Genomic DNA, 15,345 nt, shown 5'->3' on the forward strand with positions numbered 1-15,345 from the left:
CTTATATTCAGGGCAAAATTATAACCATTTTTATAAAAAGCATGCCTTCAGGGTCTTATATCTTCATGTATCCTGCATAGTCCCGCATAAAACAAGGATGTCTCATCACCAAAAGATTTCTGAGACACCCTCATTAATCGATCATGTAATTAATTGTTGCTGTCACTGGAAAACTCGACTTCACAAAGCCTCCAGCGAAGGCAAAACCGCTGTCGCACTTATGCTACTTCTTATTGTACATATAAGAAAGGTAAATAGCGCCTATTTACAAAACGAGTTTAAATGGTGCTTCAAGGTTGGCTTTCACCGTTGCGAGAAATGCAGCAGCAGGCGCCCCATCCACTGCACGATGATCGAATGTGAGACTCAGAGGGAGCAAACTGCGCCGCTTCAGTTCACCGTCAATATATACCGGCTGTTCAGAAATGGTTCCAACACCAAGTATTCCCACTTCAGGTGGATTGAGTACCGGAGTAAAGAAACCAATACCGTATGTTCCAAGCGAAGTAATGGTGAATGTGGAGCCGCTGAGCTTCAGACGGCTCAGCTCAGAACTTCGCGCCTTCTTACTTGCGCTTCTTATTTCGCGTGAAATCGCGCTTAACGACTTTTTGTCCGCATGCTGAATAACGGGAACGACCAACCCTTCATCCAGCGCAACCGCAATGCCCAGGTGCACCTCATCAAACGTGGTAATGGTGTCTCCTTCGTAAAGACTGTTCATCCTTTTGTGCTCAAGAAGTGCATTAATTACCGCTTTCGCAATAAAGTCAGTAATCGTCAAACGGACTTCATCATTAATGGGATAGGCTTCTCTCGCTTTTTTCTGAAATATAATTAATTCTGTTGCATCAACAGTAGCTTGCAGCGTGAGCTGTGCGGTCTGACTTAAACTGGCGAACATACGATCCGAAATGACTTTTCGCATTCCTGAAACCTTTTTCGATGTAGCAGATGGATGCGCCGCGGGTACAGAAATGGACATATTGGATATCTGGGGCTCCTCTGCCTCTTTAGGCTGAGCCTTCCGTGCTTCTGCGGCCGCAACGTCCGCCTTGGTAATTCTTCCGAGCGGACCAGTACCTGTGATCGTTGATAAATCCACATTGATGATTTTTGCCAACCGGCGCGCAGCCGGAGAAACACGCAATCTTCTTTCCTCAGAGTGAGCAGGCACTGTTGCCTCTTCCTCAGTTTCCGGAGCTGATTCAATGGCTGCTTCACGCTGCTTTGTCTCATCTTTCGATCCATCTGGACGCTCACCAACTTCTTCACCCGGTGCACCAATATAACCGAGCGGCTGACCAATGGCTACCACATCATCAATACCAGCCGTGATTTCAATTAAAATGCCTTCTTCAGGTGCTTCCAGTTCCTTCTCGATTTTATCCGAACTGATGGAAACCACAGACTCCCCCTTCTTTACAGGATCGCCTTTCTTTTTCAGCCATTCAACAACGGTTCCTTCTTCCATACCCATACCCATCTTTGGCATAATGATTTCTACTGCCATGTTCTCTCGCTCCTTTCAAATAAGATGATTAAATGCCAGTCTTTACACGGCCGAAAATACACGCGCGCCGACCATGCTACTGAATGCCTTGATGATTTTTTCAGGTGAGGGCATATACAGCTTTTCAAGAGGTGGCGAAAAAGGAACCGGTGCATGGGGAGCCGTTACACGCTTAATCGGTGCATCCAGATAATCGAACGCTTTGTCGCCGACAATTGCTGCGATATCTGTTGCTGCACTGCATCGCGGATAGGCCTCATCTACAATGATCAGTCGTCCGGTTTTTTTCACGGAATTGATAATCGTTTCTTCGTCAAGCGGAGAAAGCGTTCTTGGATCGATAACTTCTGATTCAAATCCTTTTTTTTCGAGCAGTGCTGCCGCTTTCAAAGCGGTGTTTACCTGCTTTCCAAGGCCAACAATCGTCAAGTCTTTTCCGGAACGCTTAATTTCTGCTTTACCGAAAGGAATTGTGTAAAATCCTTCTCCTACTTCACCTTTGGTTCCATAAAGCGTTTTGTCTTCAAAAACAATGACTGGATCATCATCGAAAATTGCGCTGAGCAGCAGTCCTTTCATGTCATACGGATTGCTCGGAATCGCCACTTTGAGCCCAGGAATATGCGTAAACAAGGCATATAAACTTTGTGAATGCTGAGCTGCCGCATTAAACCCGGCACCGTCAATCGTACGGATAGTCAAAGGAACCTTAGCTTTTCCTCCGAACATATAATGAAATTTGGCTGCCTGATTCATCACTTCGTCTAGGCAGCTGCCGATAAAGTCATTAAACATGAGTTCTGAAATCGGTCGAAGACCTGTAACTGCTGCAGAAACGGCCGCACCCATATATCCGGATTCGGCAATTGGTGTATCGATCACTCGGTCGCGTCCAAATTCTTCAACAATTCCTTTCGTTACACCAAACACACCGCCCCAGGCACCCTGATCCTGAAGATGATCAACTTCGGCGCCTCCCGCAACATCTTCACCAATTAAGATAACGTTTTCATCTTTGCGCATCGCTAACCGTATTGCGTCATTAATTGCTTCTGAATAACTCATTTTAACCGTCATTGCCGGCACCTCCAAGTTTATGCATTTCAATTAAGATTAATAGGAGACATAAACGTCGGTTGTTACTTCTTTATCATCGGGAAATGGGCTTTCCTCGCTGAAACGAATTGCTTCTTTAATAGCCGCTTTTACCCGTTCATCGACCTGCTTGATTTCTTTTTCAGAAAGCAGTTTGTTTTTTTTCACATAATCCTGGAATCTAAGAATCGCGTCATCTTCCGTAACTGCCCGATGTTGCTGCTTTTTGTCTTTGTATGACTGCGTGTCACCTTCAAAATGCCCGTAATCCCGATAAGTCAGACATTCAATAATAGTCGGTCCCTCCCCGTTGCGTGCGCGGACAACCGCTTTGCCGGCAGCGTCATAAACAGCAGTTAAATCCTTGCCATCGACAGTATCTCCGGCAATCTTATATACATGGGCAAAATCCGAAATTCGCTCGGCCGCTGCAGCATATTCAAATGTTGAAGCTTCACCGAATCCATTATTTTCACAGACAAAAATAACAGGTAATTTCCAGATAGCAGCCATGTTCACCGCTTCATGAAATGTACCATGATTACTTGCCCCATCCCCAAAGAAACATACAGCAACGTCTTTCGTTTTCTTTACTTTAGCTGTCAATCCTGCTCCGATTGCAAGCGGCAGTCCTGCGCCGACAATACCATTTGCACCAAGCATACCTTTTGAGACATCGGCAATATGCATGGAACCGCCTTTCCCTCTGCAAAGTCCTGTAGCCCGGCCAAATATTTCGGCCATCATTCCATTCAGATCACAGCCTTTTGCAATACAATGCCCATGCCCTCGGTGCGTACTTGTAATGCTGTCCCGATCAGTTAAATGCGCACATACACCTACCGCAACTGCTTCTTCGCCTGCATACAAGTGAACAAAGCCAGGAATTTCCCCTTTTGCAAAAATGTCATGGACTGCATTTTCAAACTGACGAATTTCCTGCATTTTCGTGTAAATCCAGGTTGCTTCCTCAACGGTCATGTCTTTTGCGGATGTCTGTGTTTCCATTTGCATTATGACTCCTCCCGTCATCTCAAGCAAATCAAGAAAACGCATAAATGTAAGCGCTTTCTTTTATATTTATCATACCTTATCTTCAAATGATATGCAAAAAATAAAGCATCAAACACTCGAAGCTAACTACTTCAACTTAAGAAAAGATTTAAAAACTTTTTCAAATAGTACAGGAAGCATTTGATACAGCCTGGCACCGATCCCCATGTACCAGGGGATCCTGAGTTCCCTTTTGTTTTTTTCGATCGCATGTACTATTTTTTCCGCTACAGCACGTGGTTTAAGCATATAGCGACCGGCATGGGCGACATAGCTTCCGGAAGGGTCGGCAAACGAAAGAAAAGGGGTACGTATCGGACCGGGATTAACAACAATCACCCGAATGCCGTCCTGCTCCAATTCCAATCGCAAACCGTCGGAAAATCCAATAACAGCATGCTTTGTTGCACCGTAGACAACTGACTTTGGTGTCGTGACAATCCCTGCAAGCGACGCGATGTTGACAATGCAGCCCCGTTTTTTTGGTACCATTGACGCAAGCACTGCTTTAGAGCAATGGATCATTCCGCGTACATTGACATCAATCATTCGGTCAATGATTTCATCATTCATTTCTGATAGTGATTGAAACTTTCCGATTCCCGCGCAATTAATCAAAATGTCGATTCCGTTAAAACGATTAATAATCTGTTTAAAAACGCAACGCACTTCCTGTGGTCGTGTAATGTCAAGCACATAATAATAAGCATGCCCGCCCTCAATGGCAATCTGACGTCTGATTTCAGCAAGATTCTGCTCGTTTCGTGCGAGCATCACGATACACGCACCCTTGGCAGCCAACAACCGGGCCATTTCACCGCCCAGTCCGCTCGAAGCTCCGGTAATAACAATTGTACAATTATTAATGATCATCACTCACACCTGCACATTTCTTCATTCAATGTCCATAAACCATTATATAGTTTTTTCACTGATGACTGTTAAACTTTACTGCCGCTCTTTCAGCAAATTGAAAGATGTGAAAATCACGGATTTTGCACAAACGAGCCAATCTATGTCAGCATTATTCTCACAATAGGTTTTTATAGGCTCCATAGATTTTATGTTAATAAAACCTGACAAAGAAAAAACCGCGAACAAAAGCATTTTGAATCAAAATTTTTCTAAAAAGTTAAAAATGTAAAGGCTTACACAAATAAATGAATATTTTTAATATTTTGTTGTTATTTTTACTGACATGTTATGTTATAATTTATTCATCCAAAAAAAGGGGGCATCAATTGAATGAAAGCAACAGATGCAATTACATTAAGTTTGGATTCATTATGGGTTATGGTTGCAGCAATCTTAGTTATTCTTATGCAAGCCGGATTCGCATTCCTTGAAGCCGGATCTCTTCAAAGCAAAAATGCAGGACATATTACCGGGAAACAAATTATCACACTGGCCGTTTCCTCGATTGTCTTCTGGGCATTTGGCTACGGTATCGCGTTTGGCGACGGAAATGCTTTCATTGGCACTTCTAAATTTTTCTTAAATGGCGTCCCAAGCGGATATGACTCGATTTTCTTCTTATTCCAGCTAGCCTTCGCAGCCGTTTCGCTTGCGATTGCCTGGGGCGGTTTTGCAGAACGCGCAAAATTAGCTGTCTACTTCGTATTCGGTACGATCTTCGTTGCAATTATTTATCCGGTTGTCGGTCACTGGGTATGGGGCGGCGGCTGGTTAAGCACACTGGGCATGCAGGATTTTGCCGGATCGACGGTTGTTCACCTTCAGGGCGCAACCGCAGCGTTAATCGGTACGCTCCTTCTTGGGCCGAGAATCGGTAAATTTGTTGACGGAAAAGCAAAAACAGTTCCGGCACACAACATTCCGTTTGTTTTTCTTGGAACATTTATTCTTTGGATCGGCTGGTTTGGCTTCAATGCCGGAAGTACCGTATCAACCGGTGTTGCGACAAAAGGCTATGGTCAGTTCTTTGGCTATGTTGCATTGACAACAAACCTGGCTGCAGCGGCTGGCGCCCTCGGTGCTTTGTTCGCTGCAATGATCCTTTCCAAAAAAGCGGATATCGGTGCAATGTGCAACGGTGTCCTCGCAGCGCTCGTTGCGATCACTGCGTCCTGTGCGTTCGTTGAACCTTGGGCAGCTATTGTCATTGGCGCAATTGCAGGCGCATTTACGTACTGGACATCCATTTTCTTTGAAGGCAAAGGCCTTGATGATCCGATTTACGCATTTTCCGTTCACGGTATCTCAGGAATCATCGGAACACTCTCAACCGGTTTCTTTGCGGCTCCAAAACTTGTGGAACTTGCAGGTGTCGGTAAACCAGGACTGTTCTATGGCGGTGGTCTTTACCAGTTAGGCGTTCAGGCACTTGGCGTTCTTGCCGCATTTGCTTTCGTTGCCATTGCTTCACTGATTGTCCTGTCAATCATTAAAGCAACCATAGGTCTTCGTGTATCGGCTGAAGCAGAAAAGGCAGGGCTTGATATTAGTGAACATGGCGCTTATGGCTATGGTGAGACAGAAGCAAAATAATACTTAATTACTTAAAGTTTCATAGACGTACATGCACAAAGAAGATTCCTTTTAGCAGGAATCTTCTTTGTTTTTCCGTTTCATTTGCCTTCGCTTTTGTTATGCAAAACAATCAGCTGTGGCGGTTTTTTTTACCACTAATCCCCGTTTCTGAATCGGAACTGAACGGTTATTACATGCGCGACGGGCGTTTCAATTCAAACATCCAAAAATCATGGGCCAAGTATGTATGATTAAAAACGGCCTTTGCTTCCCTGAGCAAAGCATTTTGTTCTTTTTTTTGATAACGTGAACTTAAATGAGACAGAATGAGTGTTTCAACACCAGACTTCCGAGCGATTTCTGCGGCCTGTACTGAAGTCGAATGGTGATAATCATGAGCAAGTCGGCTGCTTTGACCATCAAAAGTCGCTTCATGAATCAAAACATTTGCGGATTGGGCAAGTTCAGCCGCCATCGCACACGGCCTTGTATCGCCCAGGACGGTAATACACCTTCCCTTCCTTTTTCCGCCAATGAACGGCGCCGTATCTATGATTTGTCCGTTCGAAAGTTTTACCTGTTTTTTTTCTTTTATTTCTTTATAGATCGGTCCGGGCTTAATGTTCAGAGCAAGCAGCTTATTTACGAGCAATTCGCCGGGTTGATCCTTTTCAAGGACCCGATAACCGTACGATTTAACTCCATGATCCAGTTCCCCTGCATAGACAGTAAAATGTGTATTCTCAAACACTTTCCCCTCCGTTTCAATTTCACGGATAATGATTGGATAATGAAGATGTGTGCCTGACAAACGTAACGACGTTTCCACATAACTTTTTAATCCTGAAGGGCCGATCAAGGTTAACGGGGTCACAGCCCCCTGAAAAGAACGACTGCCGAGAATGCCAGGCAGACCAAAAAGATGGTCCCCATGCATGTGTGTAATAAATATAACAGAAAGTTTCGTGAGCTTTACTGAGGTGTATAAAATTTGTCGCTGCGTTCCCTCACCACAATCGAAAAGCCACAACTCGCCATCATACTCGGGAAATCCTAATGCCAGTGATGTAACATTTCTTTCTTTAGCCGGCATTCCCGCACCTGTACCCAAAAATGTAAAAATCATTTCATCACCCTTTTTAATCTCTGTCTAATGATCTGCATCGTTTGATTTCATTGTTTTCAGCAAACGGTTTGCAGGGAGAATGGTTCCATTGCCGAATTGTTCATTAATTTTATTCATTAGATCAATGAGTGGTTCATTTTGTGCGTCTCGCTGATAGGAAAATAAATCAAGCTGTTTCGTTGAATCGCTCATCGATTGAAACGATGTCAGCGTAACGCCAAGAAGCCGGATGTCTTCCCCGTGCCAGTTTTTTTGAAAAACGGAAAGTGAAAACCGCTCAATATCTGCCGGACTTTGCAGCGGCTGCACTGTTTTTTGGTGTCTCGTGACTGTGTGCAAGTCATGGTACCTGATTACGACAATAAGTTCATAACTTACCACATGCTCTTTTTTTAATTGGGCAGCCAGCTTAGCAGCCAGCTGATGGAACGTGCTTAGAATTTCTTTCATCTCATGCGTATCTCTCGGCAAAGTCATAGAATGACCGATACTTTTATAGCGATCCCACGCCTCTGGATCGACCGGACGATCGTCACAGCCGTTTGCAAATGCAAATAGCCTGCGTCCGTTCGTGCCAAATTGCTGTCCAATAAACGCCTGGTCTTGTCTGGCCAGGTCGCCAATTGTCCGTATGCCGAAAGAGATGAACTTTTGCTCTGTTTTCGGACCGACGCCGTGCATTTTTCCAATTGGAAGCAGCCAAAGGCACTGTGCCAATTCACGTTTTCGAATAACAGTGATTCCCAGTGGCTTTTTTATATTGGAAGCCATTTTGGCAAGAAATTTATTCGGTGCAATGCCGATACTGCAAGGCAGGTGCAATTCACGAGCAATACGGTTCTGAATGGATCGCGCAAGTGTCGGCGGATGGACATGGCGCAACATACTCATGTCGAGATAGCCTTCATCAATGGACGCTTTCTCTATAATCGGTGTGTACTCTTTTAACATTGCAAAAAGACGATCTGAGGTTTGCCGATAAAGTGTAAAATCTGGGTGCCGAACAATGAGTTCAGGACAGCGTTTCTTCGCTTCCCGAACAGTCATGGTCGTTCGAACACCAAATTTTCTGGCTTCATAACTGCTTGTCACAATAATTCCATGCCGTTCTTCTGTTTTTCCGGCTATGGCAAGCGGACATCCTTTAAGTTCTGGATGATTGGCAATTTCCACGGATGCGTAGAAACTATTCATATCAATATGGAAAATGACTCGGGCATTTGCCATCTTCGATACCAACCCTTCCAAAGGTCAATTAATACTTAGACCATCTCAGGTCCGATTATTAATTACTGCCTGATCAATGAGTGCAAGTGCCAGTTCACTTGCCATATGAAGTTCAGCAATCGCAATTTTTTCATGAATTGTGTGTATCTGCTCATAGCCGACACCCAAGTTTACTGTCGGTATGCCCTTTCCGCAAAATATGTTTGCGTCACTGCCGCCGCCGCTTTGAAGCAAATGCGGTGTCCTTCCAACCGCTTCGGCAGCTTTTGACGCAAGCTGTACAACGGCATCTTCAGCATTGAACGTGTAGCCCGGATACATAAAATCAACGTGAACATTTGCTTTCCCGCCCATCTTCTCTGCAGTTTGTTCAAAAGAATCAGTCATGCGTACCACCTGACGATCCATCTTTTCTTTAACAAGTGAGCGTGTCTCTGCAAGTACATGGACATAATCACATACAATATTAGTTGCCTTTCCGCCTTCAAAGCGACCAATATTGGCAGTTGTCTCACTGTCTATACGGCCGAGTGGCATTTTGGAAATTGCTTTGGCGGCCATTGTAATTGCTGACACACCTTTTTCTGGCTCAATGCCCGCATGAGCAGTCTTTCCCACCAGCTTAACGTCAAATTTGGATTGATAAGGTGCCGCGATGACAATGTCTCCCACAGGTCCGTCGCTGTCCAATACGAACCCATATTCAGCATGGACCAGATTCATATCAAGCGCTTTGGCTCCCACCAGCCCCGATTCCTCACCAATGGTAATGATAAACTGTACATCAGCATGATCACGTTTCTCTTCTTTAATTACCTGAATGGCTTCAATGATTGCAGAAATACCCGCTTTATCATCAGCGCCAAGAATGGACGTACCATCTGAAGTGATATAACCATCTGCGATTTGTGGCTTGATCTGTTTACCCGGGAACACTGTATCCATGTGCGTTCCTAAAAAAATCGGCGTACCTTTTTTTGTTCCATGAAGTACGCAGACTAAGTTGTTTGCACCATGCCCCGTTTTATCTTTCGCCTGATCTTCTTTAACTTCCAGGCCGAGTGCCGTGAATTTATCTTTCAGCACTTTGAAAATCGTTCCTTCATCACCGGTCTCAGAGTCAATACCGACCAGTTCGCAAAATGTATCGACCAGGCGTGCTTCATTAACCATTAAAACCCCTCATTTCTCTAAATGGATCGAGCAAATTCAACGTCATGATTTCATCCGAACACATATCATTTATATAATAGCATATTGTCGCTATTGAAAAGTTTATCCATGATCAACTATAATAGACAATAATTCAGTAGGAAGGGAATTTCTCATTTATGTCCAAAAAATGGTTTCGAATGGTTATCTATATTGTGATCGCTGCACTTCTTCTTTCAACCATCTCCGCATTCATTCTCTCCATTATAAATGAAACGCTAAATTAATGCTTACGGATTCACTGTCTGAGACCGTGCCATATGCAGCATTCAAACGCTTCCTCGGCTGGGCCCAGTGACCAAAGGGCTTTTGAGGCACCTCTCTGTGAAGGAAGCCTGTTTTTTTCTTTTGTATAACCTATTTTTCTAAAAAAACCGAAAAGGATGTTCCCTTGCCATATTCGCTGTCGACACGAATCGTTCCATGATGCAGATCAATAATTTTGTTAACAATAGACAAACCAAGTCCATTGCCGGCATGTTTCCCTGTTCTTGAACGATCAGCCTTATAGAAACGCTCGAACAAGTGAATGCGTTCTTCCTCTTTCAAGCCGATTCCAGTATCTGAAATCCGGAACAGTACACAATCATTTTGTAACTTTAAAGTTATACTGATCGTTCCCTTTTCAGGAGTAAATTTAATACTGTTGTGAATCATATTCATCCACACCTGATTCATCAGCTCGCGATCTGCATGAATAGCGACAGGTGCCAGGTTGATATTCATTTTCAGTTTTTTCGCGCTCCACTGCGGTTCCAAAGTAAGCAGGCAGGAGCGAATCTGCCGGTCTGCCCGATAATGCTCGATACGTACAGGATGCCGTCCATTTTCAAGTGACGTTAGCTTAAGCAGGTGGTTACTTAATCCTGAAAGACGATCTGTTTCCAGTTGTATAATTTTGAGATAATGAATCCTTTTTTCCTGCGAAAGCCGCCCGTCTTCCAATGCATGCGCAAAGCCTTTTATTGAAGTCAGCGGCGATTGAATCTCATGTGACACATTGGATATAAATTCCTGGCGCACGCGTTCTAGTTGCCCGAGCTCCTTTGCCATATAATGAATACTGTCAGTGAGCTGTACGAACGGATTTTTTTGATGGGTCGCGCCTTCGGAGATTGGAATATCCAGCTTAATTTCGAAATTTCCTTTTGCCATTTGCCTGATTGCCTGAATTATTGTCTGAAAATAGTCTAATCGTTTTGGGCGGAGGTATTTTCCATATTGAACCATGACAAATCCAAACACCAAAAATCCAAGCAGAGAACTTGCAATATGGAGAAAAAGAGGCGGTATGGATATGTGCAGAAGAAAAAGCAGCCACCCAAGAAGCAGATAAAAGCAGCCCCAGAAAACAATGAGTGCAAGCAAAGTAAGCAAAATCGTTCCATGTACTTTTAAACGATTGACCGAACATTTTTTCATGACAATTCTTCCAGTCGATATCCGATGCCTCGGACAGTTTTGATCACAAACCCATACTTTTTTTCGTCAAATCGCTCACGCAAACGCTTAATATGCACATCGATCGTTCGTTCATCGCCTTCATAATCATATCCCCAGATTTTTTCAATCAAATCATCACGTGTGTAGGTTCTGCCAGGCATGCCTGCCAGCATAAAAAGCAGTTCAAATTCTTTCATCGGTATCATCGTGTGTTCATTTTCACACACAATCGTGTACGCATTCTGATCCAGGAGTAGATTGCCGATCTCTACCTGCCTTGAGGCTGCAACCTGATAACGTTTGAGCAAAGCCTTTACACGCATGACCAGCTCAATCGGTTCAAACGGCTTGACAAGATAGTCATCCGCCCCCAGTTCAAAGCCTTTTACTTTTTGCATGGTCTCACCCTTCGCCGTCAGTATCAGGATCGGAATCTGCATCATGCTTCGTACCTCACGGCAAAAAGACCACCCATCCATCTCAGGCATCATAATATCTAAAATGATTAATCCGATCATTCCCTGTTCCAATTTTTTTAATGCCTGCCTGCCGTTTTCAGCCTCAATGCATGCAAAATGTTCATTTTCAAGAAAAACAGTCACTAACTCACGAATATGCGGATCATCATCAACAATCAATATTTTGTTCATCGCTCTCTTCTCCTTCGAACCATCTGCTTCTATTACTTATCGTGCATGCGGATTATGAACGAAGCATGAACACTGGTTCAATCTGGTACAAAGTATACCTTATGAGCATCCAAGGTGCATCCTTGCTCTTTCAAATATCTCAGTTGACAGGAATGTAGGGAACACGTAAAATTTTATCTGCTGGCGCTCATAGTAACGAGTTGGAATTTTTGAAAATCCGGCTTCGCAAAGCCTATGGCGAAGAAGCCGTCGCACTTACGATCATTCTAAAAATAGGTACTTTCAAAGGAGAGTCGCGTGCTCTCTTTTTTCACATATGAAGCTCGCCGTAGAATCCTGTTGTTTATCCTGCCAAACTCATTTGTGAAAATAAACCGCATTGACTTGATCGAAAATCAGCAACAGCGAGGAGTATGATGACACGATGCAACTCTCAGCCACTCAATTCACAGGCAATGCATTCGTTCCTCCATCTAAAAGTTATGCGCATCGGGCAATTATTGCTGCTTCGCTTGCATATGGCACCTCTCTGATTAAAAATATTGATTTGTCCAATGATATTCTTGCTACGATCCAGGCAATGCGTACCTTGGGCGCGAAAATTACAGTGGGGCACACAGAAGAGCATTCACGATCTGTTCTTACGATTACCGGTAGAAACAACCATTCCGGACTGCAAATTCCATTAATTGACTGCCATGAATCCGGTTCGACTTTGCGCTTCTTAATTCCGGTTGTTCTTTCCCTGTATAAAGAAGCGGTCTTCACTGGAAGTCCTGGATTAGCGCGGCGATCACTCGCACCCTATCAATCACTTTTCCGTCAAAAGTCTATTCTTTGGAAGCAGCAGCCAAAACAATTTCCGATCCAGCTCAAGGGTCAACTGTATGCAGGCGATTTTCCAATATCGGGAAAAGTAAGTTCACAGCTTATCTCAGGTCTGATGTTTGCGTTACCGTTACTCGAAGCGACATCTACCATCCATGTCACTGATGCGCTTGAATCAAAGAATTATGTTATGCTCACCATGGACGTACTTCAACGATTCGGTATAACCATTCGAGGAGAGGATCAGTTCTATGAGATAAATCCAGAATTCTATCACTCCGCCGATTTTCAAGTTGAGGGAGATTGGTCGCAGGCCGCTTTTTTACTGATCATGGGTGTGCTTGGCGGGCGGATAGCCATTCATGGGCTAAATCGGAACAGCAACCAGGGAGATCGCGTTATTGAATCAATTCTTACTGCCATGAATGGAAAAATTTACTGGGAAAAAAATGTGCTGTTCGCTGAAAAATCCGAGCTGAAAGCAGTTTCCGTCGATGTTTCTCAATGTCCCGATTTGGCGCCAGCGCTCGCGGGAGTAATGGCACTCGCTCGCGGGCGTAGTACCATTAAAGGAGGAAAACGCTTGCGGGATAAAGAATCGGATCGCATTTCCTCAGTTGTCGGGTTGCTGAATCAGCTAGGAGCGGTCGTTACGGAAACTGAAGAGGGTATGATTATCGATGGGGTGCCCACCCTTCATGGAGCCTCGATATCTTCTCACAATGACCATCGACTGGCCATGATGGCAGCCTCCCTCTCTGCAGCTATTAGCGGAGAGAAAATCGATCTGGCTCAAGCATCTGCGGTGGCGAAATCCTGGCCCGATTTTTATCAAACTTTCAAAAAACTGGGGGGGCAATGTAATGAGTAGCAGTTGGGGAAGACAGATTAAACTGACAGTATTCGGCGAATCACATGGTCCGGCAATCGGGGGAGTGGTTGACGGCCTTCCTCCAGGGCTCGCTGTCGACTTTGATCAGATTAATCAAGAAATGCAGCGGCGTGTGCCAGGACGCCACCAATGGTCCTCAAGGCGCCATGAAACGGATACATATGAAGTGCTCAGCGGACTGTTCCATGACAAAACAACAGGCACACCACTCTCTTTTTTGATTCGTAATCATGATGCGAAATCGAAAGACTATACAGAACTTCTTAATGTGCCAAGACCAGGGCATGCAGATTATACGGGTGCTGCGCGCTACCATGGGTACCAGGATTATCGCGGTGGAGGGCACTTCTCGGGACGATTGACCGCTCCGATTGTTTTTGCTGGTTCCATTGCCCGACAGTTATTAGCACTTAAAGACATTCAAATCGGAGCGCATATACGCTCGATCGGATCAATATCAGACCAATTATTTGATCCGATTCATCCGGCAGCCGATTTATTCCATGACCTTGCAAAAAAACAGTTCCCTGTGATCAGCGACGCATGCGGAAACCGGATGCAGCAATTGATTGAATCTGCCCGCAAGGACTGCGACTCTGTCGGCGGCATCATCGAAGCCGCTGCTGTCAGTGTGCCTGCAGGTGTCGGCTCACCGATTTTTGACGCGCTTGAAAGTATATTGTCATCGATCCTTTTCGCCATTCCCGCTATTAAAGGGGTGTCGTTCGGAGATGGATTTGGAATCAGCAGACTGCGCGGCAGCGAGGCAAATGATCCGTACGATAAGATAGCAGATCATGACGGAATCGTGACCACAAGCAATCACAATGGCGGCATCCTTGGCGGTATTACGAATGGCATGCCGATCCTTTTTCAGGTGGCTGTAAAGCCCACTGCTTCAATTGCCAAAAAACAGCGCTCTGTAAATCTCATGACTGGAAAAACAACTGATCTGATCGTCAAAGGAAGACATGATCCATGCATCGTTCCTCGCGCAGTTCCGGTCGTAGAAGCCGCCGCTGCCTTTGCCCTTCTTGATGTCATCACTCAGATCAAAGGATTGGAGTACTGGTTATGAACGAAATACAGACTCTGCGACGCAAAATTGATGCCATAGATCAGCAGATGAGCGATTTGTTTTGTCAGAGAATGGAATTGGTGCGTGATGTGGCCAAAGTGAAATTAAATCTTAACTGCGCCATTTATGATAAACGTCGTGAAGAAACAGTCATTAAAGAGGCGCGTGAACGATGCGGATGCGATGAACTGCAGGCATATCAGGCGGCATTTTTTTTGCATCTTATGAAATTGAGCCGTGATTATCAGCAGAGCATCATGACGCAGAAATAGTTAATGAATCAGAACATGCGTTCAACATAAGTCAAAGCAGATCTCTGCCTGTTTACGGCGATGAGATCTGCTTTGTTTTTTTATACTCTTGAAGTTTAAAATTTAGCGCATTATAGCATAAGTGCGACGGTCTCTTTGCCTTCGACAGAGGCTTAGCAAAGCCAAATTTTCTAATACTATATTGAAAGAAGGCCAAAGGTGCGCATGCATTTTCAGATCGCCTTCAGCGGCTGGAAAAGAGGCTTAGTAAATTGGCGTATTTTTGAAATTTAAAAATCATCTTATTAGAGATATGGTCGTGGATGTATTTTAAATTTCTTTGATGCGCGAAAAAAGAACGTATATTCCCATAAATAATGAATAATAAATATTTATGAGGTCAAAATGTGGTCGGGATTTTTGCTTATCTCACCAATTTTTATTCGTCGTCTACTTACAAAATAGGAGGCGATAAGTGTTTTATGCC

14 protein-coding genes are annotated in these 15,345 nt (G+C 44.3%); 5 read left to right on the forward strand and 9 right to left on the reverse strand.

Going from position 1 to position 15,345, the window contains the following annotated elements; translation table 11 throughout:
* Positions 1-265 precede the first annotated feature (265 nt).
* The 4 genes from M3N64_RS07975 to M3N64_RS07990 form a co-directional block, all read right to left on the reverse strand.
* Complete coding sequence (locus M3N64_RS07975; protein ID WP_249100757.1) at positions 266-1,513, reverse strand: dihydrolipoamide acetyltransferase family protein; 1,248 nt, start codon at positions 1,511-1,513, stop codon at positions 266-268.
* Positions 1,514-1,555: 42 nt separating this feature from the next.
* The gene (locus M3N64_RS07980; RefSeq protein ID WP_249100760.1) at positions 1,556-2,590 is read right to left on the reverse strand and encodes an alpha-ketoacid dehydrogenase subunit beta; all 1,035 of its coding nucleotides are present in this window, start codon (positions 2,588-2,590) and stop codon (positions 1,556-1,558) included.
* Between the two features lie 36 nt (positions 2,591-2,626).
* Complete coding sequence (locus M3N64_RS07985; RefSeq protein ID WP_249100763.1) at positions 2,627-3,622, reverse strand: thiamine pyrophosphate-dependent dehydrogenase E1 component subunit alpha; 996 nt, start codon at positions 3,620-3,622, stop codon at positions 2,627-2,629.
* 126 nt (positions 3,623-3,748) lie between these two features.
* Entirely contained in the window at positions 3,749-4,534 is a 786-nt protein-coding gene (locus M3N64_RS07990) for an SDR family NAD(P)-dependent oxidoreductase (RefSeq protein WP_249100766.1), read from the reverse strand.
* Between the two features lie 372 nt (positions 4,535-4,906).
* On the opposite strand from M3N64_RS07990, the gene M3N64_RS07995 reads away from it, so the two are divergent.
* Positions 4,907-6,169 (forward strand): ammonium transporter, encoded by a 1,263-nt coding sequence (locus M3N64_RS07995; RefSeq protein ID WP_249100768.1) that lies wholly within the window; start codon positions 4,907-4,909, stop codon positions 6,167-6,169.
* A 172-nt stretch (positions 6,170-6,341) separates the two neighbouring features.
* On the opposite strand, the gene rnz is transcribed toward M3N64_RS07995, so the two are convergent.
* From rnz to M3N64_RS08010, 3 genes are read right to left on the reverse strand one after another with little or no spacing between them, the layout of a single operon-like run.
* Positions 6,342-7,277: a ribonuclease Z gene (rnz, locus tag M3N64_RS08000; RefSeq protein ID WP_249100771.1), complete on the reverse strand. Its 936-nt coding sequence runs from the start codon at positions 7,275-7,277 to the stop codon at positions 6,342-6,344.
* Positions 7,278-7,301: 24 nt separating this feature from the next.
* Positions 7,302-8,504, reverse strand: coding sequence for a DNA polymerase IV (locus M3N64_RS08005; protein WP_249100774.1), 1,203 nt, complete (start codon positions 8,502-8,504; stop codon positions 7,302-7,304).
* 45 nt (positions 8,505-8,549) lie between these two features.
* Positions 8,550-9,677, reverse strand: coding sequence for a M20/M25/M40 family metallo-hydrolase (locus tag M3N64_RS08010; RefSeq protein ID WP_249100779.1), 1,128 nt, complete (start codon positions 9,675-9,677; stop codon positions 8,550-8,552).
* Positions 9,678-9,835: 158 nt separating this feature from the next.
* Between M3N64_RS08010 and prli42 the strand changes: the two genes are divergently transcribed.
* Positions 9,836-9,943, forward strand: a complete 108-nt coding sequence (gene prli42, locus M3N64_RS08015; protein WP_283163361.1) for a stressosome-associated protein Prli42 — start codon at positions 9,836-9,838, stop codon at positions 9,941-9,943.
* Positions 9,944-10,073: 130 nt separating this feature from the next.
* Here the strand turns inward: prli42 and M3N64_RS08020 are convergent, their stop codons facing one another.
* The gene (locus tag M3N64_RS08020; protein ID WP_249100782.1) at positions 10,074-11,138 is read right to left on the reverse strand and encodes a sensor histidine kinase; all 1,065 of its coding nucleotides are present in this window, start codon (positions 11,136-11,138) and stop codon (positions 10,074-10,076) included.
* Positions 11,135-11,809 (reverse strand): response regulator transcription factor, encoded by a 675-nt coding sequence (locus M3N64_RS08025; protein WP_249100783.1) that lies wholly within the window; start codon positions 11,807-11,809, stop codon positions 11,135-11,137. Before M3N64_RS08025 ends, M3N64_RS08020 begins: the two co-directional genes overlap by 4 nt.
* Before the next feature lie 424 nt (positions 11,810-12,233).
* Here M3N64_RS08025 and aroA point away from each other — a divergent pair, with 424 nt between their 5' ends.
* Genes aroA through M3N64_RS08040 form a run of 3 tightly spaced genes read left to right on the forward strand, consistent with a single transcriptional unit; the run spans position 12,234 to position 14,879 of the window.
* Positions 12,234-13,508, forward strand: a complete 1,275-nt coding sequence (gene aroA, locus M3N64_RS08030; protein ID WP_249100788.1) for a 3-phosphoshikimate 1-carboxyvinyltransferase — start codon at positions 12,234-12,236, stop codon at positions 13,506-13,508.
* Positions 13,501-14,607 carry a chorismate synthase gene (gene aroC, locus M3N64_RS08035; protein ID WP_249100791.1) on the forward strand — a complete coding sequence of 369 codons (1,107 nt, stop codon included), beginning with the start codon at positions 13,501-13,503 and terminating at the stop codon, positions 14,605-14,607. Before aroA ends, aroC begins: the two co-directional genes overlap by 8 nt.
* A complete protein-coding gene (locus M3N64_RS08040; protein ID WP_249100794.1) occupies positions 14,604-14,879 on the forward strand; it encodes a chorismate mutase in 276 nt (91 codons plus the stop codon). The genes aroC and M3N64_RS08040 overlap by 4 nt, the downstream gene beginning before the upstream one ends.
* Positions 14,880-15,345: the final 466 nt, after the last annotated feature.

Origin of the sequence: Sporolactobacillus mangiferae, from assembly GCF_023336505.1 — a bacterium.
GTDB lineage: Bacteria > Bacillota > Bacilli > Bacillales > Sporolactobacillaceae > Sporolactobacillus > Sporolactobacillus mangiferae.